The sequence below is a fragment of the Massilia sp. SYSU DXS3249 genome (genome assembly GCF_053668055.1).
Map to the genome: position 1 here is coordinate 42123 of NZ_JBSIPX010000004.1, position 21955 is coordinate 64077.

Below are 21955 nucleotides of genomic sequence, written 5' to 3' on the forward strand. Positions count from 1 at the left end.
GCTTCGCCGTCCACCGTACGAACCTCGAGCCTACCGAGGGTGCTTCTCCGCCGCCGCTTCCGCCAGCAGGTCCGACAGCTCCACCGTATTGACCGGCTTGACGATGTAGTGGTCGAAGCCCGCTGCCATCGCCGCGTCGCGGTCCTGCTGGCGGCCGTAGCCGGTGGTGGCGATCAGCATGGCGTGGGTCGCCTCGGGCAGGCGGCGCAGGCGGCGCGCCAGTTCGTTGCCGTCGAAGTCGGGCAGGCCGATGTCGAGCAGGCAGACGTCGGGCCCGAAGACCCGCGCCACATCGACCGCGACGGCGCCGCAATAGGCGATCTCGACCTGGTGGCCGGCGGCGCCGAGGAAGAGCTGGAGGGTGTGCACCGCGTCCAGGTTGTCGTCCACCAGCAGCACCTTCAGCGGGCGGGCCGGCGTCGCCTGGCCGCTGGTCTGGGCCACCGCGTGCGGCAGTTCCTGGGTATGGCGCGGCAGGCGGATGGTGAAGGTGCTGCCCTGGCCGAGGCCGGGGCTGGAGGCGCGCACCGTGCCGCCGTGCAGTTCGACCAGGCTCTTGGCCAGCGCCAGGCCGAGGCCCAGGCCGCCCTGCGAGCGGTCCGGCGTGCGTTCGGCCTGGGTGAACAGGTCGAACACGCGCGCCACCAGCTGCGGCTCCATGCCGATGCCGTCGTCGCTGATGGTGATCATGTAGTCCGGCCCGTCCTCGATCAGGCGCAGTTCGATGCGGCCGCCCTCGGGGGTGTACTTGGTGGCGTTGTTGAGCACGTTCGCGAGCACCTGCACCAGGCGCTTGTGGTCCCCCTTGACGGGCGCCGCATCGGGCAGCAGGTCGAGCACGACGCTGTGGCGGCGCGTCGTGATCAGCGGGCGGATCTGCTCGGCCGCGTCGTCGATCACCTGGCGCAGGTCGAGCACCTGGGTCGAGATCGAGACCAGGCCGCGCGTGACGCGCGAGACGTCGAGCAGGTCGTCCACCAGCCCGGTCATGTGCTCGACCTGGCGCGCGATGATGGCGCAGGTCTGGGTGATTTGCGCGTTGTCCGAGTGCAGCAGCTTGAGCAGGTGGGCGCCGGTGCTGATCGGCGCCAGCGGATTGCGCAGCTCGTGCGCGAGCATGGCCAGGAATTCGTCCTTGCGCTGGTCGGCCGCGCGCAGCTCGCGCTCGGCCAGGCCGCGCGCCGCTTCCTTCTTCTGCAGCGAAGCGGCCATCTCGTCGAGCGCCTCGGCCAGCTGGCCGATCTCCTCGCGCTCGTAGGGAATGCCGCTGCGCGCGTCGAGCTTGCCGGCGGCGATGCTGCGCGCGGTGTCCATCAGCTTGCGCACGCGCTGCACGATCAGGACGTCGCCCGCCAGCCAGGCCGCCAGCATCGCCAGCATGGTGGTCGCGGCCAGGCCGATCAGCGACATCAGCTGGGCGCGGCGCGCGCCGGCGGTGACGGTTTCGACGGGGATGCCGATCGTGATCGTGTAGTCCGACAGCGAGGCCGGGCCCACGCGCGCGAAGGTATGCAGGCGCTCGACGCCGTCGCTCCCGCGCAGCACCACCGCGTGGCGGCCGGCGCTGCGCATGGCCTCGCGCAGCGTGGCGGAGACCTTGGTGCCGAACCAGCGTTCAGGGTCGGGACGGCGCGAGATGATGCTGCCGTTGGCGTCGCTCGTGACCAGCACCGAGCCGGGCGGCAGGTTAATGTCGGCGACGAAGGTGTCCAGGCCCGCCAGGTCCATCGCCGCGAACACGACCGCGACGTCGCGGCCGGCGCGGTCGATCACCGGATAGGTGAGGTTGATGGTGTGGCGCCGGATGACGCGCCCGAAGACGTAGTCGCCGGCGATGAAGCGGCGCTCGAGGATGGCGCGCTTGAAGTGCGGGCGGTCGCCCAGGTTCACCGGGTGCAGCATCGGCACCCCGCTGCAGGTGACGTTGCCGTCCATCTGGATCAGGCCGAAGTTGGCGTAGCCTTCGTTGCGGTCCAGGACATCGGCCAGCAGCGCATTGCAGCGCGCCGTCTCGCCCATCAGGTCGGGCACGCTGGCCAGGTCGACCAGGATCTGGCGCGCGCGCTCGATCGACTGGGCCTCGTTGGCCGCGGCCAGGTTGGTCAGGCGGCGCAGGTTTTCCTCGGACGCCTCGATCGCCTGCTCGCGCTCGCGGATGCCGCCCAGGATCGTCATCAGGGCCAGCGGCAGGATCGCCAGCGCCACCAGCAGCATCAGGCGGCTGCGCAGGCTGGTCGGCCTGAAGAGCTGGGGAGACGTCATTGGTTTGCCGCGAGCTTGGCCGTGGAGTCGGCTGCCTGGCCGGCCGCCATCCTGTCGCCGAAGGCTACCAGGCGCCGCACGCCTTCCATCAGCGTGAAGACGTCGTCGCAGATGTAGCCGATGCGGATGAAGCCGGGCACGCCGAGCGCGTCGCCCGGCATGATGGCCACGCCTTCCTCGGCCAGCAGGCCCTCGGCGAAAGCTTCGGTGTCGAGGGTGAGCGAGCGCACGTCGCCCCACAGGTAGGGCCCGGATTCGGGGCACTGCATGTCGACCCATGGCACGTCGCGCAGGTGGCGCAGCACGGCGTCGCGGCGCTCGCGGTAGTCGTCGATCATGTGCTGCTGCACGCCGCAATCGAAGGCGGCCACGGTGGCGACCTGGGCCAGGTGGGAGGCGGCCGCCGTGATCGGGCCCTGCAGGGTCTGCATGGCACCGGCGATCGCGGCCGGGGCGAGGGCGAAGCCCAGGCGCCAGCCCATCATCGCGTAGCTTTGCGACGCCGAGAACAGCGTCACGACGCCGATCCCGCGCCAGTCGCACAGGGTGGCGAAGCTGGTGTGGACCGGGCCGAAGCTGAGGTGTTCGTAGCTCTCGTCGACGATGACCTGGGCGCCGATGGAGCCGATCCAGTCCGCCAGGTGCACGAGTTCTTCGCGGTTGAAGACCTTGCCGGTCGGGTTGTGCGGGTTGTTGATGATGACCAGGCCGGCCTGCGGGCAGGCGGCCAGCGCCTCGGGCGTGATTTCCTCCGGGAGGTCGACCAGCACCGGGCGCAGCCCGAGCAGCAGGCAGGTGGTGACATAGGCCGGCCAGTGCGGCTTGAAGATCAGCACGCTGTCGCCCGGATCGGTCATGGCGTAGAGCGCCTCGTACAGCGCCTGCTTGGCGCCGTTGGTGACGATGATCTCGTTGGCCTTGGCCGCGATGCCGTTCTCGCGTTCCAGCTTGGCGCACAGGCTGCGGCGCACGTCGAGGGCGCCCGCGACGCCGGTGTAGGGCATGGTGCGTTCGTCCTGCACGGCCCGGGTCACGGCGTCGAGCACAGGGGCCGGCGGAGAAAAGTGCGAGATCGCGATCGAGAAATCGATGATGCCCATGCCTTCGTTGCGGAAGGCCTCGACCCGGCCATGCATGGCGGTGGTGGCGAGGGGACGGGAGGCGGCGATGCGCTGGGAGATCTTCATCTTATTATGTACCGTAGGTAAATGACTGCAACTGTGTCCCGGGTGGCTTCTCCATGCCACAACATTTCCTGATTGTACTAAAAATTTGTCATTGAGCGAGCGCAATAAGAAACAATCGACACGTTCCGTTTCACGCTTGCACGAACACCAGCGAAAGCGGCCTGCATGCGCGGTTTGGCGAGCGAGCGCCGCCGGGAAAAGCTTTCTGTTACGGTGGTGTTAACTGCAACAATGGAGCAACCATGGACAACCAGATCGTACGCATGCTGCCCAATTTCGAGGCAGCCGAGCAGGCGCGCAAAGGCTTACTGGCAGAAGGTTTCGACGGCAATGGCATCGACATCAAGGTGACCACCGACGAAGCAGGGCCGGCCGAAAGCAATTTTTACGTCGGCGACTCGCCTGAAGTGAAAGGCGGCACCGACTACCAGGACGTCTTCAAGCCCGCCGACCGGGGAGACCTGTGCATGATGGTCGTGACGGTCGCCAACGCGGCCCAGCTGGAACGCGCGGCGGCCATCCTCGACCACAACGGCGCCTTCGACGCCGACCCGGCGCACAATCCGCCGCCCCGGGCCTAGGGCGGAGATTGCCTCTTAACTCCAGCTCAGGTCGGTTTTACTGAGCGGAAGCTCGCGCACGCGCTTGCCGGTCGCGGCGAAGATCGCGTTGCAGACCGCCGGCGCCAGCGGCGGCAGCACCGGTTCGCCCAAGCCCGTCACCGGATAGTCGGTTTTTAGGAAGTGCATTTCGATCTTCGCCGGGGTGTCCGGCATGCGCAGCAGCTTGTAGTCGTGGAAATTGCTCTGCACGATGCGGCCTTTGGCGATGTCCAGTTCCGGGTACATCAGGGTCGACAGGCCGTCGATCACCGAGCCCTGCACCTGGTTTTCCGCGCCGCTGAGGTTGACGATCTGGGCGCCGATGTCGGTCACCACGACCACGCGGTCCACCTTCAGCTCGCCGCTTTTTGAGACCGTCACCTCGGCCACTTCGGCGACATAGCCGCGGTGGCTGAAGTGGAAGGCCACGCCCGCACCCTGGCCGCGCGCGAACTTGCGCTTGCCCCAGCCCGACTTTTCCGCCACCTCGCGCAACACGTTGCGCATGCGCGCCACGCTGTAGGGCTGGCCGCGCTCGCCGGTGCCCGGCACGATGTCCTTCTCGCCCAGCAGTTCCAGGCGGAACTCGACCGGATCGCGTCCGCCCGCATGGGCCAGCTCGTCGATGAAGCTGTGGAACACCCAGGAAAACACGTTGCTGCCGGGCGCGCGCCACGGTCCCATCGGGATCCGGCATTCGAGGGCGGTCTGTTCCAGCAGGCAGTTGGCCAGCCAGCGGCCCGGGAACTCGTCGCCGGACAGGCTGCCGCCGCTGCCCGGCTGCAGGATGCTCTTGCCGTCGCGCTCGACGCGGTTGGCGAAGGTCACGAAGTGGTTGTGCCAGCCGACCAGCTTGCCCCTGGCGTCGACGCCGCCGCGCAGGTGGTGGAAGCCGCCCGGACGGAAATGGTCGTGCTGCAAATCGTCTTCGCGGGTCCAGGTGAGTTTCACGGGCGCGCCGACCTTTTGCGCGATCGCAGTTGCCTCGACGATGAAGTCGGAACTGAGGCGCCGGCCGAAGCCGCCGCCGCTGCGGATGATGTGCAGCGTGATCTTTTCTTTCGGGATGCCGAAGGTGCTCGTCACCAGCGCCTGGCCGGAGCCCGGGTTCTGGGTCGGCGCCCACAGTTCCAGCGTGCCGTCCGCCGGCTTGAACCAGGCCGTGCAGTTCTGCGGTTCCATGCTGGCGTGCGAGATGAAGGGGTAGCTGTAGCTTGCTTCGACCTGCTTCGCCGCGCCCGCGAAGGCTGCGCGCACGTCGCCGTCCTGGCGCAGGACCGTCGTGCCCGGCTTGCCGGCGGCCGCCCGGGCCTGGGCCGTGAAGTCGGCCCAGCTGTGGCCGGCGCCCTGGCCTTCGTCCCAGCTCACTTCCAGCTGGCGGCGCGCCTTGAACGCATTCCAGGTCGAGGTGGCGACGATCGCCACGCCCGGGCGCAGGCCGTTCAGGTTGCTGCCGCCTTCGATGATGAAGGCGTCCTTGACGCCGGGCAGGGCCTTGATCGCGTCGAGGTTGGCGCCGACCGGTTTGCCGCCCAGTACCGGGCACTTTACGTAGACCGCGTAGAGCATGCCCGGCAGTTGCACGTCGATGCCGAACAGCGGCTTGCCGCTGACGATGGCGGCGTTGTCGACGCCACCGATGCGGGTGCCGAGCAGCTTGTAGCTGGCCGGGTCTTTCAGGGCGACCGCCGCCGCGTCCGGCACGGGCAGGCCGATCGCGGCCGGCACCAGCGCGCCGTAGCCGAGCTTGCGGCGGGTGGCTGCATGGTGGATGGCGCCATTCGCGGCCTGGCATTCGGATGCCGGCACCTTCCAGATCTGGGCCGCTGCCTGCACCAGGATGGTGCGTGCGGTGGCGCCGAGGCGGTGGAAGGCTTCGTAATTGGTCGGCGTCGAGGTCGAGCCGCCCGCGCCCTGGCTGCCATAGGCCGGGTTCAGGTCGCCCTGGACGATGCGCACATCCTTCCAGTCGATCTCGAGTTCCTCGGCGATGATCATCGGCAGCGAGGTCTTGATGCCCTGGCCGATTTCGGGCTGCTTGGAAATCAGGGTGACGATGCCGTCGCGACCGATGCGGATGAAGACGCTGGGCGTGAAGGCAGCGTCCTTCGCTGCCGGGACTGCATTGACTGCATTCGACAGCGCGGCGCCGGGCGCCATGCCGATGAAGAGGGCGCCGGCGGTGCTATTGCGCAGGAAGCGGCGGCGCGATGGGGACAGCGGCATGCTCATTTCTTGCCCTTTCCAGTGCTGACGGAACTACCGGCGATTTCAGCGGCGCGGTGGATGCCGGCGCGGATGCGGGTGTAGGTGGCGCAGCGGCACAGGTTGCCGGCCATCGCTTCGTCGATCTGGGCGTCGGTCGGCTTCGGGTGCTGTTTCAGCAGGGCGCAGGCGCTCATGATCTGGCCCGACTGGCAGTAGCCGCATTGCGGCACGTCGAGTTCCTGCCAGGCTTGCTGGAGCGGATGCTGGTGGTTGCGGTCCAGACCCTCGATCGTCGTGATTTTCTGGTTGCCGATGCTGGAAACCGGCATCAGGCAGGAACGGGCGGGCGCGCCGTCGATGTGCACGGTGCAGGCGCCGCACATGCCGGCCCCGCAGCCGTACTTGGCGCCGACCAGGCCGAGCGAATCGCGCAGGGCCCAGAGCAGCGGGGTGTCCGCCTCGACGTCGACCGTTTGGCGCTTGCCGTTGATGTTCAGCGTGTAGTTACTCATGACTATTCCTTGCCTGATGACAAACCTGAGCATCCTACCAAAATGCCGCGCGGAAGCGGTGGCCGGGAAAAAGTTTATTGTTGGAGAATTGTTGCAACCGGTCGACGTTATCGAGCCGGGATACGAACGCGGGTGGAGGCGCAAGATGTAGGGTGGACTCCCGAGTCCACGCGTTGCACGGCCCGGTCATCTGCACGCTTTGTTATCCCACGGAGGCGATAGCGGGGAGCGAGCGCCGTACCGCGTGGACACAGGTGTCCACCCTACGGTTTGCGCCCGGTCGACGGTAACGAGCCGGGTTACGAACGCGGGTGGAGGCGCAAGATGTAGGGTGGGCTCCCGAGTCCACGCGTTACACGGCCCGATCATCTGCACGCTTCGTTATCTCACGGAGGCGATAGCGCCGAGCGAGCACTGTACCGCGTGGACACAGGTGTCCACCCTACGGTTCGCGCCCGGTCGACGGTAACGAGGTGGATACGAACGCTGGTGGAGGCGCAAGATGTAGGGTGGACTCCCGAGTCCACGCGTTGCACAGCCCGGTCATCTGCACGCTTCGTTATCTCACGGAGGCGATAGCGCAAAGCCAGCACCGTACCGCGTGGACACAGGTGTCCATCCCACGGTTCGTGGCGGGCCACCTAAATCCCTTCCGGATACGTCTCCGGCGGCTCGTCCGAATGCCAGCCGCTGGTGGCGTCGAGCGGGGTCAGCGCTTCGGTGCGGTCGATGTGGATGATGGCGTCGAACTGCTTTGCCATCTGGGCGTCGAAATAATGGCTGTGGCGCTCGGTGCGGGGCAGGTAGAGCACGCCGATGGCGCGTTCCAGGCGCCGTTCGAGCAGCAGGCGCCGCACCGGGCCCTCGTCGCGCAGGTTCAGGTAGTAGCGGGGCAGGCCGACCGCGTGCAGCAGTTCCTCGTAGCTGCCGGCCATGCCGGGCCGGACCCGCTTACGCTCGGCGGGGCCGTCCCACTCGGAGGCGGCCGTCACATAGCCCAGGTAGGTCGAAAAGCCGATCAGGCAGGTCTCCCCGGGGTAGGCCTTGCGCGCCAGTTCGCCCACGTTCCACTCGCCCAGGCCGCCCATGTAGGTGGCGCGGGCGTCGCCGATGTGCGAGTTGTGTTCCCAGATGACGATCTTGGCCGGCGTGCCGTCGCGCGACAGGTGGCGGTTGAGCGCATCGAGGGTTTCGGCCATGTGGCTGTCGCGCAGGTTCCAGGACGAGACCCGGCCCCGGAACATGGTGCGGTAGTACTCCTCGGCGTTTTTCACGAGGCGTGCGTTCTGCTGGGCGTAGAAAAAGGCATCCTCGGGCGAGGTGCCGTCGGCCTGCATGTAGTCGAAGGCGCGCTGCTGCAATTCCTGCAGCTGGGTCAGCACGCCCTGCTGGCAGGATTCGGACAGGCCGACGCCGGTGGCATAGCCGTAATGCTGGCTGTCTTCGCCGTAGTGGTCGAAGCAGGCGTAGCGCCGGCGGGCTTCTTCGGCCGCCGTCGGGTCTACCTGTTCGAGGTAGTTCAGCACCTCGCGCACGGAGGTGAACAGGCTGTACAGGTCGAGGCCGTAGAAACCGACCTTCGGCCCGGCCTGCACGCCCGCGTTGTGCTCGCGCAGCCAGTCGATGAAGGCGGCGACGTCGGTGTTGCGCCACATCCAGGCAGGGAAACGCTCGAAGCCGGACAGGGCCTCGTTGGCGTTCGTGTCCTGCCCTTCGCCGCGCACGTAGCGGTTGACGCGGTAGGCGTCGGGCCAGTCGGCCTCGACCGCGACAGCGGTAAACCCCTTTTCGCGGATCAGGCGCTGGGTGATGCGCGCCCGTTCCTCGTAGAACTCGTGGGAGCCGTGGGTCGCTTCGCCGAGCAGCACGAAGCGGGCGTCGCCCACGAGGTTCAGGAGGGCGTCGTAATCGCCCGGCCCGCCGTCGAGCGGGTGGGCGGCAGCCGCCAGGGCGGCTGCGCTGATCTCGATCGTGGCCGTCATCGTCCTGGCTTGGTGCTTAGTGCTCAGTGCAGGAACCGGCTGCCCGATTTCTCGCGGCGGGCGGCATCGTGCGGGATGACGCCGCGCTCGAGGAAGTGCTTCATGCGCGCCAGGTCGTCGTCCATCTGGCGCTTCGGGTCCGACCCGAGCAGCGAGGCGATCCCGTGGCCCAGCAGGCCTGCCGGCGGCGTGTACGACAGGCGCACCGTCACCAGGGTGCCGCCGCGGTAGGGCTCGAAGCGGACCAGGCCGTTGTTCTGGATCTCGGCGCCCGGTTCGCTGCGCCATGCCAGGCGCTTGCCCTTGACCTGCTCGGTCAGCATCGAGTCGAATTCGAACTGGGTGCCGGCCGGACCCTGCACTACCCAGTGCGAGCGGCGGCGGCCCAGGTCGCGTACTTCGATTACGTGCGACATGAAGCGCGGGAAGTTTTCGTAGTTGCTCCACTGTTCGTAGACCTCGTTGGGCGAGGCGTCGATGCGGATCGATTTTTCCAGGATCACCGGGTCGCCGCTGCTGTAGCCGCTGCGGCTGCCGCCGAACAGGCTCGAGATGCCGCCGCCGCTGTTGCGTGCGGCCAGGGCGAGCCCGGCCAGGCCGAGGGCGGCGGCGATCGGGGAACGGCGCATCAGACCGAACAGGCCGAGCAGGCCGCCGCCGACCACGGCCGGATTGCGCAGCAGCGCCGAGATGTCTTCGCGGTCTTCGAGGTGCAGTGCGCCCATGGCCTTGCCGGCGGCCTGGCTGGCCATGCGGCTGAAGCGCGAAGCGGCTGCGTCGGCGCGGGCACCGGCTTCGCTGGCCATGCGCGAGGCGTCGTCATAGGTGCGCTCCATGGCACGGCCGGCGCTGCCGTTCGGCTTGGCCGCCCTGGAGGCCGACTCATAGGCCGAATCGTAGGCGCGGCTGGCGCGCGCGCTGGTCTCGTCCACCATCCTGCTGGCGCCGCGTGTGGCGTCGTCGATCATGTCGCCCGCCGCATTGCCGGCTTCGCGCGCGGCCGTGCCGATGCGCTCGCCAATGCCATGCCAGGCATTGCCCAGCGCACTACCGGTACGTGCGCCGGCATTGCGGATCGCAGCGGTCGAGTTCGAACGGCGGGCGCTGCCGCGGTCCGGGTCGAGCAGGTACATCAACAGGGCGCCGGCGGCGGCACCGCCGAGCATCATGGCCACGTCGCTCGTCTCGATGTTGAGGCTGCTATCGGTACTGGTGGTGTGTTGTCGCATGTTCTTTCCTCTCATGGTTAGGTGTGAAGCTGCCGATCGGCCCGGCTGCGCCAGGCCATCGCCAGCAATTCCTGCACTTCCTCGTCGCTCGTTTGATCGAACGAGTCGTACCACTGGCTGACCGCGCGAAAGCGCGGCGGAGCCGCAAGGCAGACGAGTTCGTCCACCAGGGGCGCCAGTGCGGCCAGCGTGTCGGGCGGGGCCACGGGCACCGCCACGACGACGCGCGCGGCACCACGTCCGCGCGCCACCTGCACCGCCGCCAGCATCGTCGAGCCGGTGGCAATGCCGTCGTCTACCAAAATCACGTCCCGTCCCGCGCATGCCGGTTCGGGACGGTCGCCCCGGTACAGGCGTCCGCGCCGGTCGATCTCGGCCAGTTCGCGCGTGGCGATGGCCTCGACCTGCTCCTGCGTGACACCCATCAGCCCGGGCACGCCCTGCTGCAAGACCCGCACGCCGCCGCTGCCGACGGCGCCGATGGCGTACTCCGGCTGGCCCGGCATGCCGAGCTTGCGCACAAGCAGGATGTCGAGTTCCAGGCCGCAAGCCATTGCCACCGCAAAGGCGACCGGCACGCCGCCGCGCGGCAGGGCCAGCACCAGCGCGTCGGGTCCATGCACCGCCTTGCCCCCGCCCGCACCTGCGTCTGCGCCGAGCGCCGCCGCCAGCAGCTTGCCGGCATGTGCACGGTTCCTGAAGCGTGCCAGTTCAGCCATCGCCGTCGATTCCGTTCATGCCGCGGCACGCCGTGTGCCTGGCGATGCCGCGACTATCCCTTCATGGCGGCACCGCCGCGCAACGACACCGCTGCGCGGCGTGGCACCGCTTACTGGACTTGCAGGCGCTTGACCGGGCTGCCCTGTTTCTTCGGCAGCGTCAGGTGCAGGACGCCGTTTTCCAGTTTGGCTTGCGCGGCTTCGTCGTCGACCTCGGTCGGCAGGGTAAAGCTGCGCACGAACTTGCGTGCTGAGCGTTCAGAATACACCACGTTTTCGCCCTCGCGCCGCTCGTTTGCCTTGCGGCATTCTCCTTCGATGGTGATGCGCTGGTGGTCGATGGCGACCTTCAGGTCATCCTTCTCCACGCCCGGCATTTCGGCCTGGACTTCATAGGCGGTGTCGCTCTCGGTCATGTCGAGCCGGGGAATGCTGGCATTCGTGTCGGACCAGCGGTTGCCCTGTGCGAGCGGTGCGAAGAAGTCCTCGAACATGCTTTCGACGAGGCGGCCGAACTGATCCTCGGCCACGCCGGGCCGGTAAGTCGACAGTGGCGTACTGCCTCTCCTGACGAGATTCATGGTAAGCCTCCTTTCCTCACGATGAACATGCGCGGCATGGCGCCGCATCTGATTTATAGGGCAGCGGCGGCCCGATTTCAAGGCGAGCTGAGAGAGGAATCGAGGCGGGGTGGGGCGCGTTTGCGCGAGGGCATAAAGCGTGCAACCGACCGGAACCGACAGGGCTTGTCGTGGTCGGCGCACGCCGCTAGAAAGAGGGCGGTCGGGCCGGCCCAGGCGGCCCGACCCAGCCTGTTTCCCCCTAGCCGAGCTGGCCGCGATGGAAGCGCAGGTGGTCTTCCATGAAGGTCGAGATGAAGTAATAGCCGTGGTCGTAACCGGCATGGCGGCGCAGCGTGAGCGGCTGGCCGGCGGCGCGGCAGGCCGCCTCGAAGGCGTCCGGGTTCAGCTGGTCGGACAGGAATTTGTCGGCCAGGCCCTGGTCGACCAGGATGCCGCCGGGGAAGCGCACCGGTCCTTCGCCGACCAGTTCGGTGGCGTCGTGCGCGCGCCAGGCGCCGCGGTCGGCGCCGAGGTAGCCGCCGAAGGCCTTTTCCCCCCAGGGGCAGCGGCTCGGCGCGGCGATCGGGGCAAAGGCGGAGACCGACCGGAACAGGTCCGGATGGCGCAGGGCGATCGTCAGTGCGCCATGGCCGCCCATCGAGTGGCCGAAGATGCCCAGGCGCCTGGGGTCGGCCGCGAATTCGCGCAGCACCAGTTCGCGCAGCTCGAGGATGTAGCTGTACATGCGGTAGTGCCGCGCCCAGGGTGCCTCGGTGGCGTCGACATAGAAGCCGGCGCCGGCGCCGAAGTCCCAGCTGTCGGTCTCGCCCGGCACGCCGGCGCCGCGCGGGCTGGTGTCCGGGGCGACCAGGATCATGCCTTCCCGGGCCGCCATGCGCTGGGCGCCGGCCTTGATCATGAAGGTTTCTTCGGTGCAGGTCAGGCCGGCCAGGTAGAACAGGGTAGGCAGCGGCTGCGCGCCCTTGTCCGCACCGGGCGGCAGGTAGACCGAAAAGCGCATCGGCTGGCCGATCGCCGTCGAATCGTGCTGGTAGAAACGCTGGACGCCGCCGAAGCAGGCGTGTTCGCTGAGCAGTTGTAGCATACCGGTCTCCGTGGTGGTCAATGATGCAAGTATGCCATCCTCGACCCGGCCGTGTGCAAGCCGGTTGCAGCCAGGTTCAGACGATGCCGAGCGCGCCGAGCAGGGCGCCCAGGCCGAGCACCCACAGCAGGTGCAGCCGGGTGCGCCAGATGACGAGGCAGCTGGCGCCCGCCAGCAGCCACAACGCCCACGGCCGGGAGCCGGTCTGGCCGGCCGAGGTGGCGAGGATCCAGCTGGTCGCGAGCAGCAGGGCGATGACGACCGGGGCCATGCCTTGCTTGAAGGCGCGCACGGCGCGCAGCTCGCGGTTGCGGTGGCCCCACTGGGCGACCTGGTAGGTGAAGATGGACGAGGGCAGCAGGATGCCGGCCATGGTCGTGGCCACGCCCAGCCAGGCGGCCACGGTGCTCCCGGCGTTCAGGCCGACCTTCCAGCCCATCAGCGCGACGAACAGCACGTTCGGTCCGGGCGCGGCCTGCGCGATGGCGATCGCGTCGTTGAACTGGGCCTGGGTCAGCCAGCCCTGCTGCTCGACCAGGAAGCGGTGCATCTCGGGCGTCATCGAGATGGCCCCGCCGAAGGACATTGCCGAGAGCAGCAGGTAGTGGCCGAACAGGTTCAGCCAGTCGTGCCAGCCGAGGGTAATGTGGAGCGCGGTGTCGACGGCGGTACTCATGGACGCATGCTCCGCCAGGTCAGCACGCAGCCCAGGGAGCCGAGGCCGAGTACCACGTACAGGAGCGGCAGGCGCATCAGCGCCACCAGACCGAAGGCGGCCAGCGCGATGGCGGCGGACACGGGGAGCGGCAGCGGATGGCGCAGCAGGCTGCCGGCCAGCTTCAGCCCGGCCGCGGCGATCAGGCCGCTCGATACCGCCGCCATGCCGCGCAGGGCGCCCGCCACCTGCGGGTTGTCCGCAAAGCCGGCGTGCAGGGTGGCCAGCAGCAGCACTACGACCAGCGGGATCGCGAGCATGCCGGCCAGTGCCGCCAGGGCGCCGCGCAGGCCGAAGTAGCGCGCGCCGATCATCATCGAGATGTTGACGACGTTTGGGCCCGGCATGATCTGCGCCACGGCCCAGTCTTCGATGAATTCTTCCTGGGTCAGCCAGCGCTTGCGCTCGACGAGCTCGCGCTGGACGACGGCGAGGACGCCGCCGAAGCCCTGCAGGGCGAGCAGCGTGAAGGCGACGAACAGGTCGAGCAGGGAGGCGGGACGGGGGTGGGGAGGCGGATGGCCTGGCGCGGATGCCGGTGCGATGGGAGTAGGGCTCATCCCGTGATTATCGCGCCGGCCCGGCCTGCCGTCCAATCAGCCGCCGCCGATCCCCCGCATCACGCGTCCGCTGCCGCCGCATTGGGGGCAGGATTTGCCGTCGGCTAGCTTGCCGCTGCCGGAGCAGGCTTCGCAAACGTCTTCGCCGGCGCCCTCGGTGCCGGGTGCGGCTTCGTCGCCGGGATTCAGGTCGGGTTCGGGAGTCGTGGTCATGGGTTCCTCGCAAGCTGGGTTGAAGGTGGTTGGGGCGGCGCCAAAAGCGGCCTTGACTGCGGGCCGTGACTACGCGGCCATTCTAGGCCTGCCGCACGGCCGGCGGCGCACCGGTCGCGGGCACCCGTCTGTACAACTATTTCCGGTTTTTGATGGAAACTTGACATTGACATTGCCGCGGATTGATGAATACTCAATCGCAACGAAATTTACTCGTGTCAAGGGAGGTCAGGATGAGGTCAGCCGCAATCGTGTTCCCCAATGCCCATACCGTCACGACCGGCGAGGCCCGCCGCGACCTGCGCCAGCGCGCCATCGTCGACGACGCCATTGCCGTCCTGGCCGGCAGCAACATGATGTCCGCCTTCGAATACCTGCGTACCCACGACATTGCGCTCCACGTCATCGAGCGCGTGCTGCTCGAACCGCTGCGGCGCCGGGCTCTACCGTAAAGTTTCCGCGCGTCTACAGAATCCGATATAAATCTGTCATTTTTGTGGCGCCTGAACAAGTGTGGTTATACACAAAAATTTCTTTTTTTTATCGAAGCGCCGCTTTCGACTACCCTTGCACAACTGTGCGCAAGTCCTTGATTTTCCGTAGTTTGGACGCTGCCCGACGAACGGGCAGTTTGTTGAAACCCGCATCCCGACGCGTTTGCGCCGTGTCAAGCCCCCGCTTTTCCACAAAGTTATTCACAGACTTTGTGGATATCCGAAAAACCGCTTTGTTTCCGGTCACTTAGCCCAACTGCGTCGCGTGCTACTTGAACTTGGCTCAAGCATGGCGCATCTTTTACCCGATTCTGTTGCCGGCAGGGATTGCAAAATGTTCTTGCTACTCAGCACTGGACAAATGTACAGTTGCGCTGTCTCCCCGCTGTTTCCCCGATATCCGCCACCCATGTCCGTAGCCGCCTCCGCCACCACCGCCCCATCCGTCGCCACTGCCCCTGACGATCCCTTCGCCAGCCTCAACCCCGAACAGCGGGCGGCGGTCGAGCACGACGTCGGCGCCGCTGCGCCGCGGCCGCTGCTGGTGGTGGCCGGCGCCGGTTCCGGCAAGACCAACACGCTGGCGCACCGCGTCGCGCGCCTGATCATGTGCGGCGCCGACCCGCAGCGCCTGCTGCTGCTGACCTTCTCGCGGCGCGCCGCCAACGAGATGACCCAGCGTGCCGGCAATGTACTGCACCGCGTGATGGGCGGCAGCGGCCAGGGTTTTACGTCGCTGCCCTGGGCCGGCACCTTCCACAGCATCGGCGCGCGCCTGCTGCGCGAGTATGCCGGGCGCATCGGCCTGGACGAATCCTTCACCATTCACGACCGCGGCGATTCGGAAGACCTGATGGGCATGGTGCGCCACGAGATCGGCCTGACCGCAACGGCCAAGCGCTTTCCGCTGAAGGGCACCTGCCTGTCGATCTACTCGCGCGTGGTCAATTCGCGCGAACCGCTGGACCAAGTGCTGCAGAGCACCTTCCCCTGGTGCTGCGAGTGGGAAGCCGAGCTGAAACGCCTGTTCGGCGCCTATGTCGACGCCAAGCAGGAGCAGAACGTGCTCGACTACGACGACCTGCTGCTGTTCTGGGCCGAGATGGCGTCGGACCCGGAGCTGGGCCCCGAGATCGGCGCGCTGTTCGACCATGTGCTGGTCGACGAATACCAGGACACCAACCGCCTCCAGGCGGCGATCATCACCGGCATGAAGCCGGACGGGCAGGGCGTGATGGTGGTCGGCGACGACGCCCAGTCGATCTATTCCTTCCGCGGCGCGACAGTGCGCAACATCCTCGATTTCCCCGGGCAGTTCTCGCAGCCGGCCGAAGTGATCACGCTCGACCGCAATTACCGCTCGACCCAGCCCATCCTGGACGCCTCGAACGCCGTCATCGCGGCCGCGCTCGAGCGCCATGCCAAGACGCTCTGGACCGACAAGGCGGCCAGCAGCCTGCCGCAACTGGTCTTGATACCGGACGAGGCGGAGCAGGCGCGCTGGGTCTGCAAGCGCATCCTCGAGCACCGCGAAGCGGGCATCAAGCTCACCCACCAGGCCGTGCTGTTTCGCGCCGCCAGCCACAGCGCGGCGCTGGAACTGGAACTCATGCGCCGCAACATCCCCTTTGTAAAATTCGGCGGCCTGAAGTTCCTGGAAGCCTCGCACATCAAGGACGTGCTGGCCGTGCTGCGCTTCGCCCAGAACCCGAACGGGCGCATGGCGGGCTTTCGCGTGGCCCAGCTGATCCCCGGCATCGGCCCGGCCACGGCCACGCGCCTGCTGGACGCGGTGGCGGAGGCGCCCGAAGCGCTGGCGGCGGTGGAAGGCTTCGAGGCGCCCGGCAAGAGCCGCGGCGACTGGGATGACTTCGTCACCCTGTACCGGCGCCTGCGCACGCCCGGCCTGCGCTGGCCGGCCGACATCGAACTGGTGAAGAACTGGTACCTGCCGCACCTCGAGCGCCTGCACGACGACGCCCAGGTGCGCGCCGCCGACGTCGAGCAACTGGCGCAGCTGGCCGGCGGCTACGGGTCGCGCGAAACCTTCCTGGCCGAGATCACGCTCGACCCGCCGGAAGCCACCAGCGACCGCGCCGGCCCGCCGCTGCTCGACGAGGATTATTTGATCCTGTCGACCATCCATTCGTCCAAGGGCCAGGAATGGAAGTCGGTACACGTGCTGAACGTGGTCGACGGCTGCATCCCCTCGGACATGAGCACCGGCAGCGCCGAGGAGATCGAGGAAGAGCGGCGCCTGCTCTATGTGGCGATGACGCGCGCCAAGGAGCACCTGCACCTGGTGGTGCCGAACCGCTTCTTCATCAAGCAGCAGGCGCAGATGGGCGACCGCCACGTGTATGCGGCGCGCACGCGTTTCGTCACCCCGGCCATGCTGAAACACTTCGAAGAATGCGTGTGGATCACGGCGGATACGGTGCAGTCGAAGAAGCCGATGCCGGAGAGCGTCAGGATGCTGGTGCGGGATCGCGCCAGGAATAGTTGGAAATGAGGCCTGGAAATGATCCGCGAACAGGTGCGGCGGGGCGACTTATCCCCCGTTGTAGGACTTTGTAGGAATTTGCTGATACCGAGTTGGTGCGCCTCAAGGCTGCACGTGCAAGTCCTTGATTTCTAAGGGCTTCGTTTTTGCCTTCAGAATGGGCATTTTGTTGAAACCCGCATCAATACTGACCTTGCGGCTTGTCAAGTGGCGCTTGTCCACATACTTATCCACATTTCTTGTGGATATCGGTCTAAGCTCAATAAAATCAAGGCCTTAAGCTCTACTGTTTGCGATTAATCAAACTCGACAGTGCAAGCAGCGCCTCCTCTGCCGTGAGCGAAATAGCAACACCCGGATGACCGCCCAGTTGCGCGTCGCGCGGATTGATCCGGATGACCGGCACCTCTTGCGCCTCGCTCATGCGCCGCACCGACGGAATCGCCAGCCCGGCGCCCAGTTCGATCACCACCAGCCTCTCCACGCCCGCCCGCCAGGCGCGCAGGCGCGCGAACTGGGCCTCGGCCCGTTCGGCAATCCAGGCGCCGTCGTTGAACATCAGGATGTTGGGTCGCGCCAGCGCGCCGCAGCGCGGGCAGCGCGGGGCAGGGGAGCGCAGGCGGCAGGCCGCAACGTCGACCTCGGGCTCGAAGGCGTCGGCCGGCCAGGCGGCATCCGAACAGGGGCGGATGCACTGCAGGTGGTGGATCGAGCCGTGGCATTCGACGATGCGCTCCGGGTCGAAGCCCGCGCGCTGGAACTGGCCGTCGACGTTGCTGGTGAACACGAAGACTCCGCCGGCCAGGCGCGCGGCGATGTCGCGCAGGATCGCAAAGCCCGCATGCGGGCTGGTCTCCCGGTACAGGTTGAGCCGGTGGCCGTAGAAGCCCCAGGCCAGCAGCGGGTCGCTGCGGAAGCTGGCCGGGTTGGCGATCTCGTGGAAGTCCAGGCCGGCCTGGGCCAGGACGGGATAAGCCTTCCAGAAGCCTTGGCGGCCGCGGAAGTCGGGCAGGCCGGAATCGACGCCCATGCCGGCGCCGGCGCAGACCAGCAGGGCGCCGGCATCGTCGATCAGCCGCGCCGCGCGCGCCAGTTCAGGGGCGGCCATCGCCATCCTTCAGCGGCGCGTTGACCAGTTTTTTCAGGCGCTCGAGTTCGGCCAGGAAGCGCTCGCAGGCCAGCGCCGGCGGCCAGGGCTCCCAGGGCTTGCCGCCGTAGACGGCCACCAGCGGATCGTCCTGCAGCACGGCGGCCTGGATCTTGAGCGTGCGTTTGACCTCCTCGCGCGACCAGCCGGCCACGTGCACGGCTTCGCTGGCCGCGGCCAGGCGGTCGGCGCGCTTGTGGCGCGCGTGGTCCTGGGCGGTCCAGGACGGCAGGCCGTAGCGCAGGAAGACCACGTGCTCGAGCCGCCTGGTGAGGGCGCGGAAGCCTTCGCCGAGGAAGGGCTTGATGACCGACAGGGCGTCGAAGCCGAGCAGGCCTTCCTCGGCGTCGTGCAGCAGCTCGCGCAGTTCCAGCAGGGGTTCAAGCTGGGGTTCAAGCTGGGGATCAACCCGGCCTTTCAGCTCCGCGCGCTGCAGCAGCATGACGGTGATCGAATGCTGGGCGACCGAGAGCGGAAATTTATATCCCCCACAAACCCTATAACAAATCGCGTGGCCCCCTATGGCGAAGCTGGGTGCCAAGATTGTTATGTTTAATATTTCGTATAACATTTCACCTTGACATCGCGCGCGGGGCTGGCGTTGTTAAAATACAACACCCACACGGTTGTATGGCCCACATATGCATAAGTTGAAATTTTCCGGGGCACGCCAGCTTGATCTTCCTGGGCATCGTCACCCTCGAGCTAGCACTGAGCAAACTCCGTTGTGAATTACAAGCTACTTGCCGAAACGTGGGTCTAAATGTTGCAAGTGTCGCAAGCGTACCGAGTATTGGTGACGCTGAATCTATCGTTAGCGCTCTTGGCTCGACATTAGAATTAGCTAACTTTGGGATGGCGCTCTACGGCCGCCGGTAGAGAGATGAATTCTTACCATTCACTTGTTCAAAAGCTGCCGTGCCGGTATGAAAGACTTTGTCGAAAAGGACGCTCGTAATTACTGATTCCTTGTGTGGTTGTAGCCGGCCCCACGGGCGAATTTGTTGATTATTTGCTATCCTGCGATCGACATCACGCATGACAATTGTTGAAATCATATTGTAGACATGGGGGTGAGAATAAGTTCCTTCCTGAACTAATGCTGCAACGGTTCGCATTGTGCACCATAGAATATTCCATACCTGAGGCAGTGAAAGCCGATCTAGACAGTATCTAATTGCTCCGGCTACCTTCTCTGTGTATAGCATCTGCCTTTTAAATCTGTAGCGGTCACAAAGTTCACCGAAGTAGCGTTCACACTCCGCCTCTGCAATCAGGTACCAAAGGGCCGAAGCAGATGGAGGATCGAATTTTCCTATGATCAGTTCGAGAGCGTTCATTAACGACGCCGGGGTCATTTTGCGTTCGTCAAGGGCTAGTATCCATGTTACGTCATTGGGTAGAAATGTGAGATAGCTCTTGTCTCCGATATTAGGAAACGGACGATTACAGCTTGACGGAGATGGGATGATTATTTTTTCGCTCTGCAGGTGGAGATATATTTCAGTCGTAAGACTTGGTGTTGGTGCTAGCGTTCCGATTTGGGCACTGATGGGAGCTATCGTATTCTTGTTCCATTGCTCGCCAGCGGCCGAGAGGAGGCTATATAGCAGAAATGCGTTACTGTAATCTAGCTGATTGTAATCAATGACAGTACGAACCTTTTGAGAAGGTGCTTCTGATACCTGATCGGGGGGCAATTCGGGCGGTTTGCTTTGTCTTGCTGCTTGTCTATTAACGCAGTTGTCGCAGCGATACTGCCTATTTCTTTTCGCTACTCGCGTCACTGATTCAAAATCCGTGCGACTGGTGACCTGTATAGGGTTTGCGCATTCTTCGCAACGTAAATAAAGCATATAAGCAGAGCTGTTTTCTTTTATGAGGGAATGCAGAGCTGCTCGGCTCTTTCGGGTCTGTATTGTTAGCTGGGCAAAGCTAGAACACCATTTTCCATGCTCGTTCAGAGACCAGTACGCTAGGCATAATTCGTTGATGTAGTCATCATTGGTAAAAAAGCAAAGAAGTAGCGATCGGGCGATGGTCATGATGATGTAATTTTTCGGACAGGCAAAAATTTCTTATATGAAACTTTTATGAGTCAAGTTGTAAATTCTGAGTATACTCCGAAGACTAAGTGATACCGGAAGGACATGCTTTCTCCCTTTGTTGGGAGATCTCTGTTGGATCCTGGGCTAGCATTTGGAAAAGTATTGCGAGTAGTTCGTACAGAAGCGGGCCTAACGCAAGAACAGTTGGCCCTTGCAGCTGGAGTTGATCGCTCTTTTGTCAGCATGGTTGAGCGAGGTGTGAACCAGCCAACCATTCGGATGATTTTTAGGTTCGCAGCTGCACTCGGGGTAGCCCCAAGCCGTTTGGTTGAGCTAACTGAAGCCAAAGTCCTTTTGTCTTAGTCGGAACCAACTCGTTGAGCTCAATGCTGCAGAAGCCAGCCATTGCGCAGCAGTATCGTGGGCGCCGATTTCAGAACAGCTAAATCCGCTGAGCTTGTTCGTTATCAGGTAGGTAAGTTTCCCTGTAATTTAGGATGCGATGAACCGCGACCTCTCCCAAAGGCCCATCCGTGCCGAAGATCACCTTGCTCCAACGATCAAACCTGTCCGAAGACCAGTGGCATTCGATGCTCATCTCGCTTCTCCGGGGAGCTGCCGCGCTACAGGTCGCGGCCGCGCACCTGCGCGCTCAGGTCTACCCCGGCTTCAGCGCCGTCCAGGATCCTTCGCTCGCCTTCCAGGCGCTTGCCTTCGCCAGCGGATTCGCTTATCTGGCGGTGATCGTGTTCTTCGTGCTCAGCGGCTGGCTGGTCGGAGGCAGCCTGCTCAACCGCCTCGATACCGACAACGCCATCTCGAATTACGCAATAGACCGCGTGACCCGGTTATGGATCGTGCTGATACCGACCTTTGGCGTCATGTTGTTGTTCGGCCTTGCCACGAACGCACTCGACCCATCAAAGCTGTCGTTCGCGCCCGACAATGCCTATTCTGTCACTGCGTTGATCGGAAACCTGGCTGGACTGCAAAATATTCTGGTGCCTGAGTTCGGAGGTAATTTCCCGTTGTGGAGCCTGTCGAACGAGACCTGGTATTACGTGCTGTTCCCGTTGCTTGTGATGCTGTTCCATACGCGTTCCGCGCTGCACCGATTCCTGATCCTGATGGCGGTGGCGGCGATCGTGTACCTGCTCGACACTGCGATCCTGCTGTACTTCTCGATCTGGCTGCTGGGTGCGGCATTCTCGCGCGTGCGGATCGAGTGCGGCCCGTTCCTGCGCTGGGCCTTATTCCTTGGACTCATCGGCGGCGCTGCGGCTATCCGCCTGAAAGGCAAGAGCGATATCAGTGTGGAGAGCTTTGTCCAGTACCTGCTGTTCAGCCTGGTCTTCGTGCTTTTCCTGTCGAGCATGCAGCTCACGCGGGCACGTACGCGAGCTAACGAGTGGGTCAACCGCATTGGGCGATTCTTTTCGGAGTTCTCGTTCACGCTGTATGTCCTGCACATTCCACTGATGGCAGCGTTCCTGCACCTTGCAGTGCCCGTCCTTGGCAACGCCAAACTCGATCCGAGCCAGCCGCTGCATTTGCTGGTGTATCTGCTCCTGTATGTCGGGCTCGTCGCCGGCGCCTACCTGTTCCACCTGCCGTTCGAAGCCAGGACCTACCACGTCCGGGAATGGCTGAAGGCGACGCTACGTTTCCGGAGCCGCCCAGCCAGTGCCTGATCGTGACGGGCCGTGAACGCTGGAGGAAGGTGCACGGCTAACCAGCGGCCAGCCGCTCCTTCGTCGATGCCCTCACATCGTCGATAGAGCGGACGCCGGACGAACATTGGCAGCCGGCGGAAAAGTACGCGCTGTTGATCAGCTGCGCCTTACGTGGTTGCCCCTAGTCTGGAGAGCAGCTGTCGGCCGATTCTTCCATCAAGACGCCAGGAATC

General features: G+C 65.1%; 20 protein-coding genes. 5 read left to right on the forward strand and 15 right to left on the reverse strand.

Annotated features, from left to right (window positions below; genetic code table 11):
• Window positions 1-30 precede the first annotated feature (30 nt).
• Together ACWCIA_RS06385 and ACWCIA_RS06390 are read right to left on the reverse strand one after the other, a co-directional pair.
• Complete coding sequence (locus ACWCIA_RS06385) at window positions 31-2262, reverse strand: hybrid sensor histidine kinase/response regulator (protein WP_454161759.1); 2232 nt, start codon at window positions 2260-2262, stop codon at window positions 31-33.
• A complete protein-coding gene (locus ACWCIA_RS06390) occupies window positions 2259-3449 on the reverse strand; it encodes a pyridoxal phosphate-dependent aminotransferase (RefSeq protein WP_454161760.1) in 1191 nt (396 codons plus the stop codon). The genes ACWCIA_RS06385 and ACWCIA_RS06390 overlap by 4 nt, the downstream gene beginning before the upstream one ends.
• Before the next feature lie 242 nt (window positions 3450-3691).
• On the opposite strand from ACWCIA_RS06390, the gene ACWCIA_RS06395 reads away from it, so the two are divergent.
• Entirely contained in the window at window positions 3692-4030 is a 339-nt protein-coding gene (locus ACWCIA_RS06395; RefSeq protein WP_454161761.1) for a hypothetical protein, read from the forward strand.
• A 15-nt stretch (window positions 4031-4045) separates the two neighbouring features.
• Here the strand turns inward: ACWCIA_RS06395 and ACWCIA_RS06400 are convergent, their stop codons facing one another.
• The 10 genes from ACWCIA_RS06400 to ACWCIA_RS06445 form a co-directional block, all read right to left on the reverse strand.
• Window positions 4046-6277, reverse strand: a complete 2232-nt coding sequence (locus tag ACWCIA_RS06400) for a molybdopterin cofactor-binding domain-containing protein (protein WP_454161762.1) — start codon at window positions 6275-6277, stop codon at window positions 4046-4048.
• 2 nt (window positions 6278-6279) lie between these two features.
• Window positions 6280-6771, reverse strand: coding sequence for a (2Fe-2S)-binding protein (locus tag ACWCIA_RS06405; RefSeq protein WP_454161763.1), 492 nt, complete (start codon window positions 6769-6771; stop codon window positions 6280-6282).
• Window positions 6772-7412: 641 nt separating this feature from the next.
• Entirely contained in the window at window positions 7413-8753 is a 1341-nt protein-coding gene (locus tag ACWCIA_RS06410; RefSeq protein WP_454161764.1) for an erythromycin esterase family protein, read from the reverse strand.
• Window positions 8754-8776: 23 nt separating this feature from the next.
• A complete protein-coding gene (locus ACWCIA_RS06415; RefSeq protein ID WP_454161765.1) occupies window positions 8777-9982 on the reverse strand; it encodes an SRPBCC family protein in 1206 nt (401 codons plus the stop codon).
• A gap of 17 nt (window positions 9983-9999) precedes the next feature.
• Window positions 10000-10701, reverse strand: coding sequence for a phosphoribosyltransferase (locus ACWCIA_RS06420; RefSeq protein WP_454161766.1), 702 nt, complete (start codon window positions 10699-10701; stop codon window positions 10000-10002).
• A 110-nt stretch (window positions 10702-10811) separates the two neighbouring features.
• On the reverse strand, window positions 10812-11282 hold the full coding sequence (locus tag ACWCIA_RS06425) for an Hsp20/alpha crystallin family protein (protein ID WP_454161767.1): 471 nt from the start codon (window positions 11280-11282) through the stop codon (window positions 10812-10814).
• Window positions 11283-11523: 241 nt separating this feature from the next.
• Window positions 11524-12369: an S-formylglutathione hydrolase gene (gene fghA, locus ACWCIA_RS06430; RefSeq protein ID WP_454161768.1), complete on the reverse strand. Its 846-nt coding sequence runs from the start codon at window positions 12367-12369 to the stop codon at window positions 11524-11526.
• A gap of 76 nt (window positions 12370-12445) precedes the next feature.
• Window positions 12446-13045, reverse strand: a complete 600-nt coding sequence (locus ACWCIA_RS06435; RefSeq protein ID WP_454161769.1) for a chromate transporter — start codon at window positions 13043-13045, stop codon at window positions 12446-12448.
• Window positions 13042-13644, reverse strand: a complete 603-nt coding sequence (locus tag ACWCIA_RS06440; RefSeq protein ID WP_454161770.1) for a chromate transporter — start codon at window positions 13642-13644, stop codon at window positions 13042-13044. The genes ACWCIA_RS06435 and ACWCIA_RS06440 overlap by 4 nt, the downstream gene beginning before the upstream one ends.
• Window positions 13645-13680: 36 nt before the next feature.
• The gene (locus tag ACWCIA_RS06445) at window positions 13681-13857 is read right to left on the reverse strand and encodes a hypothetical protein (protein WP_454161771.1); all 177 of its coding nucleotides are present in this window, start codon (window positions 13855-13857) and stop codon (window positions 13681-13683) included.
• A gap of 233 nt (window positions 13858-14090) precedes the next feature.
• Here ACWCIA_RS06445 and ACWCIA_RS06450 point away from each other — a divergent pair, with 233 nt between their 5' ends.
• Window positions 14091-14309 (forward strand): hypothetical protein, encoded by a 219-nt coding sequence (locus tag ACWCIA_RS06450; protein ID WP_454161772.1) that lies wholly within the window; start codon window positions 14091-14093, stop codon window positions 14307-14309.
• 451 nt (window positions 14310-14760) lie between these two features.
• Window positions 14761-16863 carry an ATP-dependent helicase gene (locus ACWCIA_RS06455; protein ID WP_454161773.1) on the forward strand — a complete coding sequence of 701 codons (2103 nt, stop codon included), beginning with the start codon at window positions 14761-14763 and terminating at the stop codon, window positions 16861-16863.
• Between the two features lie 274 nt (window positions 16864-17137).
• Here ACWCIA_RS06455 and ACWCIA_RS06460 read toward each other — a convergent pair whose 3' ends face one another.
• From ACWCIA_RS06460 to ACWCIA_RS06470, 3 genes are all read right to left on the reverse strand, one after another.
• Window positions 17138-17962, reverse strand: coding sequence for an SIR2 family NAD-dependent protein deacylase (locus ACWCIA_RS06460; protein WP_454161774.1), 825 nt, complete (start codon window positions 17960-17962; stop codon window positions 17138-17140).
• Complete coding sequence (locus tag ACWCIA_RS06465; RefSeq protein ID WP_454161775.1) at window positions 17949-18443, reverse strand: phosphohydrolase; 495 nt, start codon at window positions 18441-18443, stop codon at window positions 17949-17951. The genes ACWCIA_RS06460 and ACWCIA_RS06465 overlap by 14 nt, the downstream gene beginning before the upstream one ends.
• 421 nt (window positions 18444-18864) lie before the next feature.
• Window positions 18865-20046, reverse strand: coding sequence for a hypothetical protein (locus ACWCIA_RS06470; RefSeq protein WP_454161776.1), 1182 nt, complete (start codon window positions 20044-20046; stop codon window positions 18865-18867).
• A gap of 105 nt (window positions 20047-20151) precedes the next feature.
• Here ACWCIA_RS06470 and ACWCIA_RS06475 point away from each other — a divergent pair, with 105 nt between their 5' ends.
• On the forward strand, window positions 20152-20412 hold the full coding sequence (locus ACWCIA_RS06475) for a helix-turn-helix domain-containing protein (RefSeq protein WP_454161777.1): 261 nt from the start codon (window positions 20152-20154) through the stop codon (window positions 20410-20412).
• 170 nt (window positions 20413-20582) lie between these two features.
• The gene (locus ACWCIA_RS06480; RefSeq protein WP_454161778.1) at window positions 20583-21740 is read left to right on the forward strand and encodes an acyltransferase family protein; all 1158 of its coding nucleotides are present in this window, start codon (window positions 20583-20585) and stop codon (window positions 21738-21740) included.
• Window positions 21741-21955 lie beyond the last annotated feature (215 nt).

Bases quoted from the DNA above. Each gene is read 5' to 3' on its own strand.
- ACWCIA_RS06385 (WP_454161759.1), bottom strand. From the start codon at position 2,262: ATGACGTCTCCCCAGCTCTTCAGGCCGACCAGCCTGCGCAGCCGCCTG.
- ACWCIA_RS06390 (WP_454161760.1), bottom strand. From the start codon at position 3,449: ATGAAGATCTCCCAGCGCATCGCCGCCTCCCGTCCCCTCGCCACCACC.
- ACWCIA_RS06395 (WP_454161761.1), top strand. From the start codon at position 3,692: ATGGACAACCAGATCGTACGCATGCTGCCCAATTTCGAGGCAGCCGAG.
- ACWCIA_RS06400 (WP_454161762.1), bottom strand. From the start codon at position 6,277: ATGCCGCTGTCCCCATCGCGCCGCCGCTTCCTGCGCAATAGCACCGCC.
- ACWCIA_RS06405 (WP_454161763.1), bottom strand. From the start codon at position 6,771: ATGAGTAACTACACGCTGAACATCAACGGCAAGCGCCAAACGGTCGAC.
- ACWCIA_RS06410 (WP_454161764.1), bottom strand. From the start codon at position 8,753: ATGACGGCCACGATCGAGATCAGCGCAGCCGCCCTGGCGGCTGCCGCC.
- ACWCIA_RS06415 (WP_454161765.1), bottom strand. From the start codon at position 9,982: ATGCGACAACACACCACCAGTACCGATAGCAGCCTCAACATCGAGACG.
- ACWCIA_RS06420 (WP_454161766.1), bottom strand. From the start codon at position 10,701: ATGGCTGAACTGGCACGCTTCAGGAACCGTGCACATGCCGGCAAGCTG.
- ACWCIA_RS06425 (WP_454161767.1), bottom strand. From the start codon at position 11,282: ATGAATCTCGTCAGGAGAGGCAGTACGCCACTGTCGACTTACCGGCCC.
- fghA (WP_454161768.1), bottom strand. From the start codon at position 12,369: ATGCTACAACTGCTCAGCGAACACGCCTGCTTCGGCGGCGTCCAGCGT.
- ACWCIA_RS06435 (WP_454161769.1), bottom strand. From the start codon at position 13,045: ATGAGTACCGCCGTCGACACCGCGCTCCACATTACCCTCGGCTGGCAC.
- ACWCIA_RS06440 (WP_454161770.1), bottom strand. From the start codon at position 13,644: ATGAGCCCTACTCCCATCGCACCGGCATCCGCGCCAGGCCATCCGCCT.
- ACWCIA_RS06445 (WP_454161771.1), bottom strand. From the start codon at position 13,857: ATGACCACGACTCCCGAACCCGACCTGAATCCCGGCGACGAAGCCGCA.
- ACWCIA_RS06450 (WP_454161772.1), top strand. From the start codon at position 14,091: ATGAGGTCAGCCGCAATCGTGTTCCCCAATGCCCATACCGTCACGACC.
- ACWCIA_RS06455 (WP_454161773.1), top strand. From the start codon at position 14,761: ATGTCCGTAGCCGCCTCCGCCACCACCGCCCCATCCGTCGCCACTGCC.
- ACWCIA_RS06460 (WP_454161774.1), bottom strand. From the start codon at position 17,962: ATGGCCGCCCCTGAACTGGCGCGCGCGGCGCGGCTGATCGACGATGCC.
- ACWCIA_RS06465 (WP_454161775.1), bottom strand. From the start codon at position 18,443: ATGCTGCTGCAGCGCGCGGAGCTGAAAGGCCGGGTTGATCCCCAGCTT.
- ACWCIA_RS06470 (WP_454161776.1), bottom strand. From the start codon at position 20,046: ATGACCATCGCCCGATCGCTACTTCTTTGCTTTTTTACCAATGATGAC.
- ACWCIA_RS06475 (WP_454161777.1), top strand. From the start codon at position 20,152: ATGCTTTCTCCCTTTGTTGGGAGATCTCTGTTGGATCCTGGGCTAGCA.